This is a genomic window from Mangrovimonas aestuarii (assembly GCF_028767185.1).
GTDB classification, from domain to species: domain Bacteria; phylum Bacteroidota; class Bacteroidia; order Flavobacteriales; family Flavobacteriaceae; genus Mangrovimonas_B; species Mangrovimonas_B aestuarii.
Genome location: NZ_JARACK010000007.1, coordinates 73,218 through 93,299, shown reverse-complemented (window position 1 = coordinate 93,299; position 20,082 = coordinate 73,218). Strand labels below are relative to the sequence as shown.

The window sequence follows — 20,082 nt, the reverse complement described above, 5'->3', positions numbered from 1 at the left end:
TCCATTGATGTTAGCAACACAAGCTGAAAGATTGAATTTCTCTTCTATTATCAATAGAACAGAGTATCCAGATTTCTTGGATATTCAGATTAAATCCTTTCAGGATTTTTTCCAATTAGAAACCAAATCTGAAGAAAGAGGGAATGAAGGGTTGTACAATACCTTCATGGAAAATTTCCCGATAACAGACACCCGTAATCAATTCGTATTAGAATTTTTAGATTACTTTATTGACCCACCGAGATACACTATTGAAGAATGTATTGAAAGAGGACTTACTTACAGTGTTCCGCTAAAGGCGAGGCTTAAGTTGTACTGTACAGACCCTGAACATGAGGATTTCGAGACCATTGTCCAGGATGTGTACTTAGGAACCATTCCTTATATGACCCCAAGTGGTACGTTTGTAATTAATGGAGCAGAACGCGTTGTAGTATCGCAATTGCACCGTTCTCCAGGTGTGTTCTTTGGGCAGTCTTTCCATGCCAATGGAACCAAATTATACTCAGCTAGGGTAATTCCTTTTAAAGGATCTTGGATCGAATTCGCTACAGACATTAACAGTGTGATGTATGCGTATATCGACCGTAAGAAAAAATTACCTGTAACTACGCTTTTCAGAGCTATCGGCTTTGAGCGTGACAAAGATATTTTAGAGATCTTCGACCTTGCAGAAGAAGTGAAGGTTTCTAAAGCAGGACTTAAAAAAGTTCTAGGACGTAAACTAGCGGCACGTGTACTTAATACATGGCACGAGGATTTTGTGGATGAAGATACTGGAGAAGTAGTATCTATAGAGCGTAACGAAATTGTGTTAGACCGTGACACTGAGCTCGACAAAGACAACGTAGAAGAAATTTTAGAAGCTAACGTTAAGACTATTCTTTTACACAAAGAAGGATCTGAACAAGGCGACTATGCTATTATACATAACACCCTTCAAAAAGATCCGACTAACTCGGAAAAAGAAGCGGTGGAACATATCTATCGTCAATTACGTAATGCTGAGCCGCCAGATGAGGAAACGGCTAGAGGTATTATTGACAAATTATTCTTTAGTGATCAGCGTTACAGCTTAGGTGAAGTTGGTCGTTATAGAATGAACAAAAAATTAGGTCTTGATATTGGAATGGATAAGCAAGTTCTTACCAAGCAAGACATCATTACTATTATAAAATACTTAATCGAGCTTATTAACTCTAAAGCTGAAATCGATGATATTGATCACTTATCTAACCGTCGTGTACGTACAGTAGGTGAGCAATTGTCTCAACAGTTTGGTGTAGGTTTAGCTCGTATGGCACGTACTATCCGTGAGCGTATGAATGTTCGGGACAATGAGGTGTTTACCCCAATCGATTTGATTAATGCAAAGACTTTGTCTTCCGTTATCAATTCGTTCTTTGGTACCAACCAGTTGTCTCAGTTCATGGACCAGACCAACCCACTTGCAGAAATCACGCATAAGCGTCGTTTATCAGCATTAGGGCCTGGAGGTCTTTCAAGAGAACGTGCAGGATTTGAGGTACGTGACGTTCACTATACACATTATGGCCGTTTATGTCCGATTGAAACACCTGAAGGTCCAAACATTGGATTGATTTCATCTTTATCTGTTTATGCTAAGGTGAACACTATGGGATTCATTGAAACTCCATATCGTAAGGTTGAAAAAGGTGTTGTAGATATTAAAGGAGATCCAATCTACCTAAGTGCAGAAGAAGAAGAAGAGAAACTTATTGCACAGGCTACAGTAAAAGTAGACGATAACGGTAAGATTACCCATGATAAAGTTATTGCCCGTATGGAGGGTGACTTCCCAGTAATTGAACCTGAGAATGTACACTATACTGATGTAGCACCAAACCAGATTTCATCTATTTCTGCATCGTTGATTCCGTTCTTGGAGCACGATGATGCAAACCGTGCGTTGATGGGGTCGAACATGATGCGTCAGGCGGTACCTTTATTACGTCCAGATTCACCTATCGTAGGTACTGGATTAGAGCGTCAAGTAGCAACAGATTCTAGAGTATTGATCAATGCAGAAGGAGATGGAGTTGTTGAGTATGTCGACGCTAATGAAATTAAAATTAAATACGATCGCACTGAGGACGAGGCTATGGTAAGCTTTGATGGCGATACCAAGACTTATCCTTTAGTGAAGTTTAGAAAGACCAACCAAGGAACAAGTATTAACCTTAAACCAATTGTAAGAAAAGGAGATAAGGTTAAGAAAGGTCAAGTACTTTGTCAAGGTTATGCTACCGAAAAAGGAGAATTGGCTCTTGGTAGAAACATGAAAGTTGCTTTCATGCCATGGAAAGGTTATAACTTCGAGGATGCGATTGTAATTTCAGAAAAGGTAGTACGTGAAGATATCTTTACATCTATCCATATTGATGAATATTCACTTGAAGTACGTGATACCAAATTAGGAAACGAAGAGTTGACTAATGATATCCCTAACGTAAGTGAAGAGGCTACAAGAGACCTTGACGAAAACGGAATGATCCGTATCGGAGCAGAGGTTAAGCCTGGAGATATACTAATCGGTAAGATTACACCAAAAGGAGAAAGCGATCCTACACCAGAAGAAAAATTGTTACGTGCAATATTCGGTGATAAGGCTGGTGATGTAAAAGATGCATCATTAAAGGCTTCTCCATCACTGAACGGTGTGGTTATCGATAAAAAATTGTTCGCCCGTGCTATTAAAGATAAGCGCAAGAGAGCTAAGGATAAGGAAGATATCGCTCAATTAGAAGGTATTTACCAAGGTAAGTTTGATGATCTTAAGGAGATTTTAGTTGAAAAACTATTCACTTTAGTTTCAGGAAAGACTGCTCAAGGTGTTTACAACGATTTGGGAGAAGAAGTATTGCCAAAAGGTAAGAAGTATACCTTAAAGATGTTAAATGCTGTAGATGACTATACACACTTAACAACTGGAACTTGGACTACAGATGAGCATACCAATAAATTGGTTGCAGACCTTATCCACAATTATAAGATTAAAGAAAATGACCTGCAAGGAGCGTTAAGACGTGAGAAGTTTACTATCTCTGTTGGAGACGAACTTCCTTCAGGAATTATAAAACTTGCCAAGGTTTACATCGCTAAAAAACGTAAGCTTAAGGTAGGTGATAAGATGGCAGGACGTCACGGTAACAAAGGTATTGTTGCTCGTATCGTAAGAGAAGAAGATATGCCATTCTTAGAAGACGGAACACCAGTAGACATCGTATTGAACCCACTTGGGGTACCGTCTCGTATGAATATCGGACAGATTTATGAAACTGTTCTAGGTTGGGCAGGTCAAAAGTTAGGTCGCAAGTTTGCTACGCCTATTTTCGACGGTGCTACCTTAGATCAGATAAACGAACTAACAGACGAAGCCGGAATTCCAAGATTTGGACATACCTATCTGTATGACGGTGGTACTGGAGCTCGTTTCGACCAACCTGCAACAGTAGGTGTAATCTATATGTTAAAACTAGGTCACATGGTAGACGACAAAATGCACGCTCGTTCTATTGGTCCTTACTCATTGATCACGCAACAGCCTTTAGGTGGTAAAGCACAGTTTGGAGGTCAGCGTTTTGGAGAGATGGAGGTTTGGGCTCTTGAAGCGTACGGTGCATCTAGCACGTTAAGAGAAATCTTAACAGTGAAGTCTGATGACGTTATTGGTAGAGCTAAAACTTACGAAAGTATAGTTAAAGGTGAACCAATGCCAGAACCTGGTTTACCAGAATCTTTCAACGTATTAATGCACGAATTGAAAGGTCTTGGACTAGACATTAGATTAGAGGAATAATATACCGTTAGGAGTTAGACCATGGTCTAACTCCTAACACAAGTTTACAATTAATTGCGATAGCACCATATATTATGGCAAGAAAACAAGATAAGCATACAGTAAAGAGATTTAACAAAATCTCAATTGGTTTAGCCTCACCGGAGTCTATTTTAGCAGAATCCAATGGCGAAGTGTTAAAGCCAGAAACTATCAATTATCGAACTCACAAACCGGAGCGTGACGGTTTGTTCTGTGAGCGTATTTTTGGTCCTGTAAAAGACTACGAATGTGCTTGTGGTAAATACAAACGTATCCGTTATAAGGGAATTGTTTGTGATCGTTGTGGTGTAGAAGTAACAGAAAAAAAAGTACGTCGTGATCGTGTTGGGCATATCAACCTTGTAGTGCCTGTAGCTCACATTTGGTACTTCCGTTCTTTACCAAATAAAATAGGATACCTTTTAGGGTTGCCATCTAAGAAATTAGATATGATTATCTACTACGAACGCTACGTAGTAATCCAGCCAGGTATCGCTAATAACCTTGAAGGGGAGCCATTACAAAAAATGGATTTCTTAACTGAGGAAGAATATTTAAGCATTTTAGAGACATTACCTCAAGATAACCAATATCTAGAAGATACAGACCCTAACAAATTCATCGCTAAGATGGGGGCTGAGTGTCTAATCGAATTATTAGCAAGAATCGATCTTGAGACATTGTCTTACGAATTGCGTCATAAAGCTAATACAGAAACCTCTAAACAACGTAAAACTGAAGCGTTGAAGCGTTTACAGGTTGTTGAGGCTCTACGTGAATCTAACAATAACAGGGAAAACCGTCCAGAATGGATGATCATGAAAGTTATTCCTGTTATCCCGCCAGAATTACGTCCGTTGGTGCCATTAGATGGTGGTCGTTTTGCAACTTCAGATTTGAATGATCTTTACCGTCGTGTTATCATCAGAAACAACCGTTTAAAGCGTTTGGTTGAGATAAAAGCACCTGAGGTGATTTTACGTAACGAAAAGCGTATGCTACAGGAATCTGTAGATTCGTTATTCGATAACACTCGTAAGTCTTCTGCGGTTAAAACAGATTCTAACAGACCATTAAAGTCTTTATCAGATTCATTAAAAGGTAAACAAGGTCGTTTCCGTCAAAACTTACTAGGTAAGCGTGTTGATTACTCTGCACGTTCGGTAATTGTGGTTGGACCAGAACTTAAACTTTATGAGTGTGGTTTACCAAAGAATATGGCTGCTGAACTTTACAAGCCCTTTGTAATTAGAAAACTTATTGAGAGAGGTATTGTTAAGACTGTTAAGTCGGCCAAAAAGATTATTGATAGAAGAGAGCCAGTAGTATGGGATATCTTGGAAAACGTTCTTAAAGGACATCCAGTATTACTAAACCGTGCTCCTACATTACACCGTTTGGGTATCCAAGCATTCCAACCTAAGTTGATTGAAGGTAAAGCAATCCAGTTACACCCATTAGTATGTACGGCTTTTAATGCCGACTTCGATGGTGACCAGATGGCCGTACATTTACCATTAGGGCCGGAAGCTATTTTGGAGGCTCAATTATTAATGTTAGCATCGCACAACATTCTTAACCCAGCGAATGGTTCGCCTGTAACTGTACCTTCTCAGGACATGGTACTTGGTCTTTACTATATGACAAAGCCAAGGCGATCTACTCCAGAAGTGCCAATCAAAGGTGAAGGATTAACATTCTACTCTGCTGAGGAAGTTGTGATCGCTTACAACGAGAAGCGTGCCGACCTTAATGCATGTATAAAAGTAAGAGCTAACGACTTCAACGAAGAAGGTCAGTTAGTTCCTCAAATTATAGAAACAACTGTAGGACGTGTACTTTTCAACCAAAAAGTACCAGCTGCAGCAGGATACATTAACCAGGTATTGACCAAGAAATCATTACGTGATATTATTGGTAATGTACTTAAGGTTACTTCTGTACCTCAAACAGCTGCCTTCCTTGACGATATTAAATCTTTAGGTTATAATTTCGCATTCCAAGGAGGTCTGTCGTTCAGTTTGGGAGATATCATTATCCCTCAAGAGAAACATGAAATGATTGCAAAAGCCAATACTCAAGTAGATGGTATTATGGCAAACTATAACATGGGTCTTATTACTAACAACGAACGTTATAACCAGGTTATTGATATCTGGACATCTACTAACGCAGAGTTGACAGAGCTATCTATGAAGCGTATTCGCGAAGATCAGCAAGGGTTTAACTCGGTATACATGATGCTTGATTCTGGAGCTCGTGGATCGAAGGAGCAGATTCGTCAGTTAACCGGTATGCGTGGTCTGATGGCTAAGCCTAAGAAATCTACAGCTGGTGGTGGAGAAATTATTGAAAACCCAATTCTTTCTAACTTTAAGGAAGGTCTCTCAATTTTAGAATACTTTATCTCTACCCACGGTGCTCGTAAAGGTCTTGCGGATACGGCTCTTAAAACGGCAGATGCTGGTTACTTAACACGTCGTCTTGTAGACGTTTCTCAAGATGTTATTGTTAACAGTGTAGACTGTGGTACTTTAAGAGGAGTAGAAGTTTCTGCATTGAAGAAAAATGACGAGGTTGTAGAAAGCTTAGAAGAACGTATTGTTGGTCGTGTATCATTACACGATGTTTACGATCCATTAACTGAAGAGCTTTTAGTTTCTTCAGGAGATTTGATCGACGATAAGATTGCCAGCAGAATTGATAATTCTCCAGTAGAGACTATCGAAGTACGTTCTCCATTATCTTGTGAGGCTAAGCAAGGTATCTGTGCTAAGTGTTACGGACGTAACCTAGCTACAGGTAAAATGGTTCAGCAAGGTGAGGCTGTAGGGGTAGTAGCTGCTCAGTCTATTGGTGAGCCTGGTACACAGCTTACACTTCGTACTTTCCACGTGGGAGGTATTGCAGGTAACATCTCAGAAGAGAATAAATTAATCGTTAAGTTGAACGGTATTGCTGAAATTGAAGATCTTAAAACTGTAAAAGGTGAGGATTCTGAAGGTAATCCAATAGATATCGTGATTTCACGTACTTCTGAACTTAAATTAATAGATAAGAAAACTGGAATTGTATTAAGTACAAACAACATTCCTTACGGATCTACCATTTTCGTTAAAAACGGACAGGAACTTTCAAAAGGAGATGTAGTATGTCAGTGGGATCCATATAATGGTGTGATTATCTCTGAATTTGCTGGTAAAGTTCGTTACGAAAACATCGAACAAGGTATAACTTACCAAGTAGAGATTGATGAACAAACAGGATTCCAAGAAAAAGTAATTTCAGAATCTAGAAATAAAAAACTTATTCCAACGCTTCACATTGAAGATGCTAAAGGAAACACAATGCGTTCCTACAACTTACCAGTAGGAGCTCACTTGATGATTGACAATGGGGATGATATCAAGGTTGGTAAAATCTTGGTTAAGATTCCACGTAAATCTGCTAAGTCAGGGGATATTACAGGAGGTCTTCCTCGTGTAACTGAGCTTTTCGAAGCACGTAACCCATCTAACCCTGCAGTAGTAAGTGAGATCGATGGTGTTGTTTCTTTCGGAAAAATCAAGCGAGGTAACCGCGAGATTATAGTTGAGTCTAAGTTAGGTGATGTTAAGAAATATTTGGTGAAGCTATCTAATCAGATTCTTGTTCAAGAGAACGATTATATAAAAGCAGGTATGCCATTGTCTGATGGTGCTATTACTCCATTAGATATTCTAAGTATTAAAGGACCATCTGCAGTGCAACAATATCTTGTTAACGAAATCCAAGAGGTTTACCGTTTACAAGGGGTGAAGATTAACGATAAGCACTTCGAAGTTGTTGTAAGACAGATGATGCGTAAGGTAAGAATTGAAGATTCAGGAGATACATTGTTCCTAGAAGACCAACTTGTTCACAAGTCAGACTTTATTGAGCAAAACGATGAGATCTTCGGAATGAAGGTAGTAGAGAGCGCAGGGGATTCTAAAAATCTTAAAGAAGGACAAATTATTACTCCTCGCCAGTTAAGAGATGAAAACTCAATCTTACGTAGAGAAGATAAAGAACTTGTAGTGGCCAGAGAAGCTCAACCAGCAACAGCTACGCCAATACTACAAGGTATTACGAGAGCATCGCTTCAAACTAAGTCGTTTATTTCGGCAGCATCGTTCCAGGAAACTACTAAAGTTCTTAACGAAGCAGCTGTAAACGGTAAAGTGGATATGCTTGAAGGTCTTAAGGAAAATGTTATTGTTGGTCATAGAATTCCAGCAGGTACAGGTATGCGTAAATACGAGAACATTATCGTAGGATCTAAGGAGGAATTCGACGAAATGATGCAAGCTAAACAAGAAGTAAATTATAACTAATAATGAGCGACGACAAAAAGCAACCTAAACAAGGACAGATAAATATTGAATTGGACGAAAAAGTAGCTGAAGGAACCTATTCCAACTTGGCAATAATCAACCATTCAGTATCAGAGTTTGTCGTAGACTTTGTTAGTATAATGCCCGGTATACCAAAAAGTAAAGTGAAATCGAGAATCATTCTTACGCCACAGCACGCTAAGCGTTTGCTTAAAGCTCTTAGTGACAATGTTAATAAGTTTGAGCAAGCTCATGGTGAAATTAAAGATTATGAGCACCCACCGATTCCTCTAAATTTTGGCCCGACGGGAGAAGCATAAAACTAAAAAACCCTTTGTAACATTACAAAGGGTTTTTTATTGTCAAAATTTAAATTCTCATGTTTGTTTTCATAACAAAAAAAGCCTTTACATAGATAGAATGTAAAGGCTTTTTAGTTTAATCTATATAAATTAATTTTTTAAAACTCCGAAGTAAAGTGGAATTTTATACTAGGGTATTTCTGTTGAGTCATTTGCAGTGAAAAAGGAGAATCTGCTAAAAATACAAGTTGCCCTTGTTTGTCTTTTGCCAAATAACGGTGTTTAACTCTCAAAAATTCTTTATACTCTTCGTTTTTAGGATCTTCCGGCTCAACCCAACATGCTTTGTAAACATTTAAGTTTTCATAGCTACACTTAGCTCCATATTCATGCTCCAAACGATATTGAATAACTTCATATTGTAGGGCACCCACTGTACCGATAACTTTTCTTCCGTTTAGTTCTAGAGTAAATAACTGAGCAACACCTTCATCCATTAACTGGTCAATTCCTTTGAAAAGCTGTTTAGCTTTTAACGGATCGGCATTGTTAATGTATCTGAAATGCTCTGGAGAGAAACTAGGTATTCCTTTATAGTTGATAACTTCACCTTCGGTAAGTGTATCCCCAATTTTAAAGTTACCAGTATCGTGCAATCCTACAATATCTCCAGGGTATGATACTTCTACAATTTCTTTCTTTTCAGCAAAGAAAGCATTAGGGCTGGAAAACTTAAGGTTTTTACCATGACGCACGTGTAAGTAAGGTGTATTTCGTTTAAACTGACCTGAAACAATTTTTATGAAAGCTAATCGATCACGGTGTTTTGGATCCATGTTTGCATGGATTTTAAAAACAAATCCGGTAAATTTATTTTCCTCAGGCTTTACTAAACGTTCTTCACTTTGTTTTGGACGCGGAGGTGGAGCGATCTCAACGAAGCAGTCCAACAATTCACGTACTCCGAAATTGTTTAATGCAGAACCAAAGAACACAGGTTGTTGTTTACCCTCTCTATATTGGACAGCATCAAACTCAGGATAGATACCTTGTACCAATTCAAGTTCTTCACGTAATTGATCTGCAGATTTATCTCCAACAAGCTTGTTGAGTTCGTCTGAATTTAAATCTGAGATTTCGATGGTATCCTCAATATTTTTTCTGCTATCCCCACTAAACAGGTTAACATTCTTTTCCCAAATATTGTAAATCCCCTTAAAATCGTATCCCATTCCAATAGGAAAGCTTAATGGAGTTACAGTTAAGCCAAGTTTTTGCTCTACTTCATCCAACAAATCGAATGCATCTTTACCTTCACGGTCTAATTTGTTGATGAAAACTATCATAGGGATGTTTCGCATTCTACAAACCTCAACCAATTTTTCGGTTTGTTCCTCAACTCCTTTGGCAACATCTATAACAACAATAACACTGTCTACAGCTGTTAGTGTCCTAAAGGTGTCTTCAGCAAAATCTTTGTGTCCAGGAGTATCAAGTATGTTTATTTTGGTACCATTGTATTCAAAGGCTAGTACAGAGGTCGCTACAGATATACCACGCTGACGCTCTATTTCCATAAAGTCACTTGTGGCACCTTTTTTAATTTTATTACTCTTTACTGCTCCAGCTTCTTGAATAGCACCTCCAAAAAGCAATAGTTTTTCAGTTAAAGTTGTCTTCCCGGCATCTGGATGGGAAATAATACCAAAGGTTCTTCTTCTATTAATCTCGCTTGTAAAACTCATGAATTCAAATTGGATGGCAAATATACATTAACAAAAGGCAATGCCCAATTGTGGCTTTTTATTTTTGTGGACAATATTTTTGAAAACACATAGATAACCAATAGACTAGAGGGGTTTTATAAGGTTTATATGAAAATCAAATTCTTAATATTTAAGCCAAGGTCATCACTAGAAGGTTTCTGCTCTTTTTATAGGAATAATCAAAGTTATAGCTTAATCGTCATGTTTTTAGTGATATTTAGAGTGTAAATCATATGTTTAAGAAGTAATAGATGGATTAAAAGATAAAGCTGGTAATGAAAATGAGATTGAAAAAGAGGAAGACAATTCCTGAAAAGAAATTGCTATTTTGTAGTTTTGTGTGTTATGGAAGAGGAAAAAGTTATTCTTGTAAACGAAAAGGATGAGCCGATAGGGTTAATGCCCAAAATGGAAGCACATGAAAAGGCATTGCTTCACCGTGCTTTTTCGGTTTTTGTGTTCAACGATAAAAATGAACTTATGCTTCAGCAACGTGCTTTAGATAAGTATCATTCTCCTGGTTTATGGACGAATACATGTTGTAGCCATCAGCGTGAAGGGGAAAGTAATGTTAATGCTGGTAAACGTCGCTTACAAGAAGAAATGGGGTTTACTACAGATTTGGAAGAAACAACTTCTTTTATTTATAAGGCTCCTTTTGATAATGGTTTAACAGAACACGAGTATGACCATATCTTAATAGGGTATTATAATGAAAGCCCCAAGATTAACCCTGAAGAAGCAGCCAACTGGAAGTGGGTTGCATTAGACGATGTAAAACAGGATATACAAGTTAATCCAGATTTATATACGGCTTGGTTTAAGATTATTTTTGAAAAGTTTTACGAGCATATAAATCTATCCTCAAAATGAAAGTAACAGTAAGCAGAAAGGCTCATTTTAATGCTGCTCATAGACTTTATAGAAAGGATTGGAGTGATGAAAGGAATGAGAAGGTTTTTGGCAAATGTAATAACCCAAGTTATCATGGGCATAATTATGAGTTGATAGTAAGCGTTACAGGTACTATTGATCATGAAACAGGTTATGTTATAGACATAAAAGATTTAAAGGAGTTAATTCAACGAGAAGTAGAAGAGCCTTTTGATCATAAAAACCTTAATCTAGATGTTCCTGAATTTAAAGAGTTAAATCCAACAGCAGAAAATATTTCGGTTGTTATCTACAATAAATTGCGTCCTTATCTTCCAAAGAGTTTGGAATTGGAGATAACATTGTACGAAACGCCTAGAAATTTTGTAACCTACAGAGGGGAGTAATATGAGGGAAAAATGGTATCCATTAAAATTTGAGCCTATATTAGTAGAGAAGGTTTGGGGTGGACAAAAGCTTAAAACTATTCTGAATAAAGAAGGTAATGGCAACCTAATAGGAGAAAGTTGGGAAGTTAGCGATGTAGAGGGAGCCTCTTCAATAGTTGCACAAGGACCATTTAAAGGAAAAAGCTTAAAAGAACTACTTAGATTATATAAACAAGAGCTTGTAGGAGAGCATAATTATAGGGAGTTTGGAGATACATTTCCATTATTGACCAAATTTATTGATGCTAAGCAGGATTTGTCCATTCAGTTACATCCTGATGATGATTTGGCGTTGCAGAGACACAATTCTTATGGGAAAACAGAAATGTGGTATGTTATGCAGGCAGATGAAGAGGCCAATCTAATTGTAGGTTTTAATCAGGGGTTAGATAAACAGGAATACCTTCAACACTTAAAAGCTAAAAACCTTCCCAGCATTTTAAATTTTGATATTGTGCAGGAAGGTGATACGTATTTCATAGAGACTGGGTTGGTGCATGCTATTGGGGCAGGGGTGTTGCTTGCAGAAATCCAGCAAACCAGTGACATTACCTATCGAATTTACGACTGGGATAGGTTAGACATTAATGGACAACCTCGTGAACTGCATACCGATCTAGCCTTGGAGGCAATAGATTTCGAAAATGATGGCTCTCATAAAATAGACTATACTAGAGAACCAAATAGGGTTAACACCATGGTAAACTGTCCATATTTTACCACTAACTTTTTACCGGTTAATTTAGTCCTTGAAAAGGAAAACACATTAGATTCATTTATTATTTATATGTGCGTCAAGGGGAATGTAGAGATTAAAGCAAATGGCTTCATAACTTCATTAAGTTACGGGGAAACAGTATTAATACCAGCTGCTATTAAAAATTATACAATTATACCACATAAAGATTCTGAGCTTTTAGAGGTTTATATAAAATAAAAATCCCAAGTTGTTGTAACTCGGGAATTTTATTTAAGAAGCTTGATTGTGTGTTAACCTGACATCTTCTTCGGATTGGTAAGTAAATTGGGCACTGCAAATGCGTTCTTGATTTTTAGAATGCTTTTTTGATTTACTTACAATGACATTAACAAGTAACTTTTCCTCAGTACTGTTTACCAATTGGGCCTGAATAGTGAGTTCATCCTTTAAATATGCATTTTTATGCATTTTAAACTTATAGTCGGTAAGTTGTGGCGCTTCGTTTAAATAAAATTCTTTTATTGGCTGTGTTGCCACGGTTTGTATTCTGTCGAATAAAATATGCGGCAGTAAAAAACCGTTAGGGTTTGCTACTTTTTTTGTAACTGTAAACTTTACGTTGCTTTGTATGTTTGGTCTTGCGATTGTTTTCATGTGTTTTAATTTTTATGGGTATAATAATAAAGGTTGGGGCTGCAATAATTTAGTAGATGCTGGATAACACCAATAATGGCTCATTGAAAAATTATTTGAAATTCGATTTACAGTTGTTGAAAAATGATTCTGTTTCATGATATTAATTTTAAAAGTTTCTAATGTGTTAAAATAAAAAAGGTGCTTTGTAAAAAGCACCTTTTAAGTTTATGATAAATAAATATTTACGTTAACTAACAATGGTTTAAGATGCTTTGATCTGAGCTGAAGGTATATACCAAATGCAAACACATGGCACTATACCACTGTTTAGTGCTGCGATTGGAATTGGTAATATGTCTCTGCGTCAAAGCATTCATGGGATAAATGTAGAGCTTTTTTCCGGAACTCCTTAATATTTATGTTATTAATAACACTTAATATACATTTTAGTGTAATTTTGTCCACGAATAAATTATACAAATATGGCAAATATCAAAAACCTTAAGAAAGACATCAATTACGTTTTAGGTGATATCATTGAAGCAGTATACCTATGGGAATACGCTAATACAGATAAGGACACCAAAGAAAGTGAAGCTATTATTGACGAGGCAATCGCAACTTTTGATGAATTAATTGCTAAGGTAAACCAAAACAGTGTCGAGAATAAAAAAGCTCATTTTAAAGCAGTTAACGCTGAGCTTGAAACACGCGGAAAAGCATTGATTGAAAAAATAAACAAATTAGGTTAATTTTTTTCTTGAAAGGTTTGCAAATATAAAATTCAGACTTATATTTGCACCGCTTTCGCCGATATAGCTCAGCTGGCTAGAGCAGCTGATTTGTAATCAGCAGGTCGTGGGTTCGAGTCCCTCTATCGGCTCTTAAATTTTAAAACACCTTGTACAGATTGTACAAGGTGTTTTTTTTATTGGGGTATTTTAATCCAGTCAGTAGTGTTTCGCTTAGAGATAAATTCAAGGGCAATTCTATTCCGTTGTTGAGGCGTGGATTGTGATTTTGTATAAGAGAGGAAATCTCGTTTTTAAAGAGGGAGTTTTAAATGAGGGTGCTCTGTTTATATAACGCTCTAAAGTCGTTGTGATGATTTATATGAAATTTGTGAAGGGGAACTAACACGTATAAAAAAGCCCAGAAGTAACATGGGCTTTTTTTGATTGATATATGGTTGTCTTATTTCTGTTCCTTAGACTTGATTTCAGCGATAAAGCTATCAAGAGCCTTTCCGTATTTAGAAGACTTAATCTCTGGGGTCAAAACATTGTTTATGGTATCCAATAATTTAATGTTGGCATTGTATACCTCAGTTAGGGCTAAATAAGGTGCTACCTCGCTGTTTTTATGGTTAACGGCAAAGTTTACCGTGTAAAGATATTTGCGTTTTAAAAGATTGTCGTATTGCTTTTGGGAATTTATCATTTTACTAGAGTCTCCATCGCGTTGTGCCTCCAGGTTTTCTTTTAGCATTTCCAAGTTCCTATTATTGAATTTCGACATCATGAGTTGATAGTCTTCCCAAGTTTTTTGCTGTTCAGAACCCTTTATTTTGGCATCATAAACAAAATTTTTAAGGCTTGTGTTAATTTCAGTGACACCATTGTTGGCAAAAAATGGAATGCTCTCTTCCTTACTATCATTTTTATCCAATACCAAGTAGAATACTTCCGGACTCTCAATATTAGCGTGTAACTCAAATGAAGGGTCTCCATTGATTTGTACTGAGTCCACAGAAACAAAAAGTGTGTCCTGTGCTTTTTGAAGATAAAGGGTCCCTTTTTGTAATCCCTTTACGGTTCCTTTTACAGTAAGTTCATTTTGTTCTTTACCACAAGAAAATGATAAGCTAAGAAGTAATAAGTATACAAGTTTTTTCATTATTGGCGTTTAATATAAATGTTGGTAAATATCATTATAATTTTGATACGATTATCCTCCCGAAGCAATTTTCATGAGCTCGGCACAGAGAATGGCACCATAAGTTCCCACTACATAACCAAACACGGCTAAAAGCGCTCCTACGGTGGCTAAAGAAGGGTGGAATGCTGCGGCAACTACCGGAGCAGATGCAGCGCCTCCTACGTTAGCTTGACTTCCTACTGCCAAAAAGAAATATGGAGCTTTAATAAGTTTGGCAACTAAAATCAATAACCCAGCATGAATGGCCATCCATACTAGACCAACAAGTATAAGCCATGGGTTTTCAAAAATTTTCACCAAATCCATTTTCATTCCGATGGTTGCCACAAGTATGTAGATAAATACGCTACCTACTTTACTTGCTCCAGCACCTTCGTAGTTTTTGGCTTTTGTAAACGAAAGTAGAATACCTATTAGGGTAGCAATGGAGATTAACCAGAAGAAACTGCTTCCAAAAGATGATAAAGCACTTTTAGGGTCACTTACCGCTTCGAAATTTTCACTTAGGAAAGCTGATATTTTTTCCGAACCGAAATGCGAGATACCTACAGCAACAAATGCAAATGTTAATATCATCATTAAATCGGTTAGAGTAGGGTTTCTTGTCACTTTTTCACTAAAGTTTTGAACTTTCTCTTGCAGCTGATTGATAGCAGTATTATCGGCTTTAAGCCAATTGTCTATTTTCTTGCGCTTACCGATACCTATAAGGATGACAGCCATCCAGATATTGGCAACAACAATATCTACTAAAACCATTCCGCCATAAAGTTCTTGATTGTATTGATAGATTTCCAGCATCGCAGCTTGATTCGCACCGCCACCAATCCAACTTCCTGCTAATGTGGCTAATCCTCTCCAGGTAGCATCGAACCCTGCTCCACCAACTGTTTCTGGAGAAAAAATGGAGATTAAGAGAATGGCAAGTGGGCCACCAATAACAATTCCTATAGTTCCTGTAAAAAACATAATTAATGCTTTCCACCCTAAATTAAAAACGGCTTTTAAATCAATACTAATAGTAAGCAAAACCAGTGATGCCGGTAAAAGATAGCGGCTAGCAATGAAGTAGGTCTTGGAAACATCTGCAGAAATAAGCCCTAGGGAATTAAATATGGCTGGAATCATGTAGCACATTAATAGTCCAGGAACTATTTTGTAAAACTTGGCCCAAAACCCTGTTTTTTTCGATTCGGTGTAGAAAACGAAACCAAGGGCCAGCATTAATAAGCCAAATACAATAGCATCGTTTGTAAATATTGGTTGGTTGTCCATGACAATTTTGTTTTTAATTGGGCGCAAAATACCAAAAATAAAGAGTATAAAAAAAGCGACCTATTGGTCGCTGTTATCCTTTTTTTGTTTGGGTTCCCGTTTGGCTTCCTTTAAGGCTTTCATCAGCATCCATTCTATTTGGCCATTGGTACTACGGAACTCGTCTGAGGCCCATTTTTCAATGGCCTTGAGCATATCTTCATTTATCCGTAATGCAAAGGCTTTCTTTTTTGCCATGTGTTATTTTTTATAATATCAATCTTCTTAAAGCAATAGGTTTGATCTAAAATAGATTTTCTTTATCCTATTCGTTATTTATCTTATTACTTAAATAAAATACAAATATTATTGGGAGAAGGCTACCAATTATAATACTAGGCGTAAACCATGCTCCTAAATGATGATGTTCTCCTTTAGCCGATTCCAGAGTTGTATACTGAATGTACCCCATCATTAGAATTGTAAACAAATTAAGGAAGCGTACCAATCTCGTACTCAACCTATAATTTTTTAATGCATTTTCTTCGGTAATGTTCACCATATAATTATGTAGGTGGGGAAACTTGTTGAGTATAAATAGTCCAGTAAACATTAGTGTACATATACCGGGTAGTAACCAAATAGTATTTTTTCCTCCAAACCCATCTACTTCACCACTTGCATTGTAGTGTGTAGGTATTGTTTCAGGTAGATTCGTGTAACTTAAATAGGTGTATGTTATTAAAGCAACAATAATCAAAGCCGAAATTATATCTACAGCTATGTCTATTGGCTGCAGAGGTACCTCTATTTTGGGTCTGTTTGTTTTCAATGTTATCTGTTTTTATTGCGCTCAAATATTATTAATGTTGGGTATGTTGCACCATGTGGTACAATGGTTTTGGTAAGTGCCCATCCGGTTCTAGCATATTCATTAAGTAAATTTTCCAGTTTATGGGTTCTATCTCTAAATCCAAGCTTAGATTCTACAACTTTATATTCTTTCATTATGGTATTAATTAGTGGTTTAGTGTTCCTGTATTGATTACGGGGGCAGTGTCCTTATCTCCACACAATACCACCATAAGGTTGCTTACCATTGCAGCTTTACGTTCTTCGTCAAGTTCTACAACACCTTTTTTACTCAGTTCTTCCAAAGCCATTTCTACCATACTAACAGCACCTTCTACAATTTTGTGACGAGCAGCAACAATGGCAGTAGCTTGCTGACGTTTTAGCATGGCATTGGCGATTTCTTGGGCATAAGCCAGATACCCAATTCTAGCTTCCAAAACCTCTATTCCTGCAATAGACAGGCGTTCTTCAATTTCCTTTTCTAAAGCTTCACTTACTTCATTTACACTAGAACGTAGTGTGATGTCTTCATCATGACCTTCGTCTGCAAAGTTATCATAGGGATACATGCTCGCTAATTTTCGTACAGCCGCATCGGTTTGAACTTTAACGAAGTTTTCATAATTGTCAACGTCAAAAGCCGCTTTGTAGGTGTCTAAAACACGCCAAACCAATATGGTGCTAATCATTACCGGATTACCAATTTTATCGTTAACCTTTAGTCTTTCACTGTCAAAGTTTCGTGCTCTAAGGGAAATTTTCTTTTTGGTAAAGAAAGGGTTCACCCAGTAAAAACCGTTCTTTTTAATAGAGCCTACGTATTTCCCAAATAGCAGTAATACTCTGGAATTATTAGGTTGTACCATTACAAAGCCGGGTGCCAAAAAAATAGCCAAGACAATAAAGGCTACAAACCAAGGGTTGTTAGTGGTAGAAATTCCTACTATCCCGCCGGCAAGGAATGCTAAACTGGCAAATAACATAAAGTAACCGTTTGCAGGTGTGATTGATTTTTCTTGCTTCATGATTGTGATTTAAAGTGATATTAAAATGATATCACTAAGATATGTTAAAATATTTAACTCTGCAAATCATTTTTTTGGCACAGTGATTGCCTTACTTATAATGTAAATTACTGCTTGACTTTAAAGTAGTATTTTATATTTTTGGTTGGTTAGTTATTAAAAAAAGCATCCAGTTATTGGATGCTTTTTTTTATTTAGAAAGGAGGTAATTTAATTATACGGACAGTAACAGTGATCACTTCTGAAGAGCCCAGAAAACAAGCCACCAATATCGTCAGGGTTTGTTCGAAAAATGTCAATAGATAAACTCAAGCTTAAAACTCCTGGTCTATAACTCCTTAAGTCGGCTAGGTTTACGCCATAGCTGCTATGAATGATGTCGAGTAGCTCTTCTTCGGTTTCCTTAAGTCCATATTCATAACGAAGATCTAGACCAAAACGCCCATATTTAGCCATCACTCCAAAGACTAAATTCATTGTAGTGTCATCTAAATCAGGACCCCCATCGCTATACGATGTTACTTGGACGCCATCGAGAGTGGTATCGCCATAAAAATTAAAGATAGGACCTGCATAAATAGAAACAGGTTTAAATATTTCATATCCAAATAAAACGGGAATTTCTATTTTGGAGCTTTTCCAGTACGATTCTTTGTCTGGAAAATCATAACTGTTTTTCGATTTGCTGTAGTTTATCTCAGGCCTGATAAAAAACTTGTTGAATTGAATGTTGACATAAGCACCAAATTGATATCCAATTTTCTTTTTTGGAGAAAAAACTTCATCGGGATGACCTGATTCAAAAGAGCCTCCTCTGGAATTAATGTCGCCAATACTGTATTGGTTTATGCCGCCACGTACCCCAACTGAAAAATCCTGTGCAAGGGATAGAGGGATGAAGCAAAAGTATAGAAATGCACCAAGAATAAATCTAGACATCAATTTATATTATTGGGAATTAGATTGTTAAATCTACAAGGCTTATATGAATTCTCAATAATTTATCGTTGATTATCAGTGTTTTATCGTTGATTGTAAGTGGAGGGGATAAAGTTTCCCAATTAAATATTGTTACCCTTTTTTATTTTATGAATGATACAATACTATTGATTAGTTCTGGAGATAGTTTTCTGAACGATTCGTTGTATGATTTAGAGTTTTCGAGATCGTCTCCTTCAATAGGAACCAATACATGGTTCATGTCTTTAATGATTACCAATTGGGCATCTGGAGAAGCTTCCTTAAGCAGTTTAGCTTCTTCTTCTGTAACCTGAAGATCTTTAGTGCCATTAATAATCAGTACTGGGATAGTTAGATTCTTTATTTCTTCACTGGGATTGTACTGCATCCAATTGATTAGAAACGGTTGTAAGTCTTTATTGAAAATGGTTACTAATGCTGGAGGATACTCGTCAGTTGTGTTTCCACTTTTCATAATTTCCAGCGTTTTTTTTACTTCTTCAGAAAAGCCGGGAGCGGTTTTTGAGATTTGTTCATACAGCACTTCATCTATTGGCTTACCAGGTCCAGCAAGGGATACAAATCCATTGGCCTTTCCTTTGGCGGCAATCATTCCTACTAAACTCCCTTGACTGTGGCCAATAACATAGATTTTTCCAAATTTATCCTCGTTTATAAAATATTCAAGAACAGAGTTAGCATCGGTTATAAAGTCATCAAATGTTATTTCCTTGTCAACATTGTTTTGTCTTATTTGTTTAACAATACGTTTGTCATATCTAAATGTTGCAATACCTTCATTACTTAAGGCTTCAGCTAATTTCTTTAAGGAATTATTTTTTAAAAAGTTTTGATTACCGTTTCTATTGGTTGGACCAGACCCTGGTATAATAATCGCTAGAGGAGTTTGTTTTGTCGCTTTATTGGGAGTGAGCAGCGTACCGTCAATAAGCTTATTAATACTTAAATCTTCACTGAAAAACTTGTTTTCCTGAGCAATTATAATAGAAGAAAAACAAAAGAAAATTATAGAGAATAGTAGTTTCATAATTTAGATTGGATAAAATGAATTCGTTTTAGTTGCAATTCTAAACGTAAAATTAGCGTAAAAATGATTAATGGAAAACC

17 protein-coding genes and 1 tRNA gene are annotated in these 20,082 nt (G+C 36.8%); 8 read left to right on the top strand and 10 right to left on the bottom strand.

Annotated elements, in window-relative coordinates; translation table 11 throughout:
* Positions 1–7: 7 nt before the first annotated feature.
* The 3 genes from rpoB (at position 8) to PWU04_RS10110 (ending at position 8,516) form a co-directional block, all read left to right on the top strand.
* Positions 8–3,820, top strand: a complete 3,813-nt coding sequence (gene rpoB / locus PWU04_RS10120) for a DNA-directed RNA polymerase subunit beta (RefSeq protein WP_274475986.1) — start codon at positions 8–10, stop codon at positions 3,818–3,820.
* Between the two features lie 74 nt (positions 3,821–3,894).
* Positions 3,895–8,196, top strand: a complete 4,302-nt coding sequence (rpoC, locus tag PWU04_RS10115) for a DNA-directed RNA polymerase subunit beta' (RefSeq protein ID WP_274475985.1) — start codon at positions 3,895–3,897, stop codon at positions 8,194–8,196.
* 2 nt (positions 8,197–8,198) lie between these two features.
* Complete coding sequence (locus PWU04_RS10110) at positions 8,199–8,516, top strand: DUF3467 domain-containing protein (protein WP_274475984.1); 318 nt, start codon at positions 8,199–8,201, stop codon at positions 8,514–8,516.
* Between the two features lie 140 nt (positions 8,517–8,656).
* On the opposite strand, the gene PWU04_RS10105 is transcribed toward PWU04_RS10110, so the two are convergent.
* On the bottom strand, positions 8,657–10,243 hold the full coding sequence (locus PWU04_RS10105) for a peptide chain release factor 3 (RefSeq protein WP_274475983.1): 1,587 nt from the start codon (positions 10,241–10,243) through the stop codon (positions 8,657–8,659).
* Between the two features lie 366 nt (positions 10,244–10,609).
* Between PWU04_RS10105 and idi the strand changes: the two genes are divergently transcribed.
* The 3 genes from idi to PWU04_RS10090 are packed head-to-tail and all read left to right on the top strand — an operon-like array spanning position 10,610 to position 12,523.
* Positions 10,610–11,137: an isopentenyl-diphosphate Delta-isomerase gene (idi, locus tag PWU04_RS10100; RefSeq protein ID WP_274475982.1), complete on the top strand. Its 528-nt coding sequence runs from the start codon at positions 10,610–10,612 to the stop codon at positions 11,135–11,137.
* Positions 11,134–11,544, top strand: coding sequence for a 6-pyruvoyl trahydropterin synthase family protein (locus tag PWU04_RS10095; RefSeq protein ID WP_274475981.1), 411 nt, complete (start codon positions 11,134–11,136; stop codon positions 11,542–11,544). The genes idi and PWU04_RS10095 overlap by 4 nt, the downstream gene beginning before the upstream one ends.
* A 1-nt stretch (position 11,545) precedes the next feature.
* Positions 11,546–12,523, top strand: coding sequence for a type I phosphomannose isomerase catalytic subunit (locus PWU04_RS10090; RefSeq protein WP_274475980.1), 978 nt, complete (start codon positions 11,546–11,548; stop codon positions 12,521–12,523).
* Between the two features lie 33 nt (positions 12,524–12,556).
* On the opposite strand, the gene PWU04_RS10085 is transcribed toward PWU04_RS10090, so the two are convergent.
* The gene (locus PWU04_RS10085; protein WP_274475979.1) at positions 12,557–12,940 is read right to left on the bottom strand and encodes a hypothetical protein; all 384 of its coding nucleotides are present in this window, start codon (positions 12,938–12,940) and stop codon (positions 12,557–12,559) included.
* Positions 12,941–13,404: 464 nt separating this feature from the next.
* On the opposite strand from PWU04_RS10085, the gene PWU04_RS10080 reads away from it, so the two are divergent.
* Together PWU04_RS10080 and PWU04_RS10075 are read left to right on the top strand one after the other, a co-directional pair.
* Positions 13,405–13,674 carry a hypothetical protein gene (locus PWU04_RS10080; RefSeq protein WP_274475978.1) on the top strand — a complete coding sequence of 90 codons (270 nt, stop codon included), beginning with the start codon at positions 13,405–13,407 and terminating at the stop codon, positions 13,672–13,674.
* A gap of 57 nt (positions 13,675–13,731) precedes the next feature.
* Positions 13,732–13,805 (top strand) — tRNA-Thr (locus PWU04_RS10075).
* A 311-nt stretch (positions 13,806–14,116) separates the two neighbouring features.
* Here the strand turns inward: PWU04_RS10075 and PWU04_RS10070 are convergent.
* The 8 genes from PWU04_RS10070 to PWU04_RS10035 form a co-directional block, all read right to left on the bottom strand.
* The gene (locus PWU04_RS10070; RefSeq protein ID WP_274475977.1) at positions 14,117–14,818 is read right to left on the bottom strand and encodes a DUF4369 domain-containing protein; all 702 of its coding nucleotides are present in this window, start codon (positions 14,816–14,818) and stop codon (positions 14,117–14,119) included.
* 51 nt (positions 14,819–14,869) lie between these two features.
* Entirely contained in the window at positions 14,870–16,135 is a 1,266-nt protein-coding gene (locus PWU04_RS10065) for a DUF819 family protein (RefSeq protein WP_274475976.1), read from the bottom strand.
* A gap of 60 nt (positions 16,136–16,195) precedes the next feature.
* Positions 16,196–16,372, bottom strand: a complete 177-nt coding sequence (locus PWU04_RS10060) for an Arc family DNA binding domain-containing protein (RefSeq protein WP_274475975.1) — start codon at positions 16,370–16,372, stop codon at positions 16,196–16,198.
* 67 nt (positions 16,373–16,439) lie between these two features.
* Entirely contained in the window at positions 16,440–16,946 is a 507-nt protein-coding gene (locus PWU04_RS10055; RefSeq protein ID WP_274475974.1) for a DUF1648 domain-containing protein, read from the bottom strand.
* A 2-nt stretch (positions 16,947–16,948) separates the two neighbouring features.
* Complete coding sequence (locus tag PWU04_RS10050; protein WP_274475973.1) at positions 16,949–17,122, bottom strand: DUF4177 domain-containing protein; 174 nt, start codon at positions 17,120–17,122, stop codon at positions 16,949–16,951.
* Positions 17,123–17,133: 11 nt separating this feature from the next.
* Positions 17,134–17,994: an SPFH domain-containing protein gene (locus tag PWU04_RS10045; RefSeq protein WP_274475972.1), complete on the bottom strand. Its 861-nt coding sequence runs from the start codon at positions 17,992–17,994 to the stop codon at positions 17,134–17,136.
* A gap of 210 nt (positions 17,995–18,204) precedes the next feature.
* The gene (locus PWU04_RS10040) at positions 18,205–18,933 is read right to left on the bottom strand and encodes a porin family protein (RefSeq protein WP_274475971.1); all 729 of its coding nucleotides are present in this window, start codon (positions 18,931–18,933) and stop codon (positions 18,205–18,207) included.
* Between the two features lie 142 nt (positions 18,934–19,075).
* Positions 19,076–20,002: an alpha/beta hydrolase gene (locus PWU04_RS10035; RefSeq protein ID WP_274475970.1), complete on the bottom strand. Its 927-nt coding sequence runs from the start codon at positions 20,000–20,002 to the stop codon at positions 19,076–19,078.
* Positions 20,003–20,082: the final 80 nt, after the last annotated feature.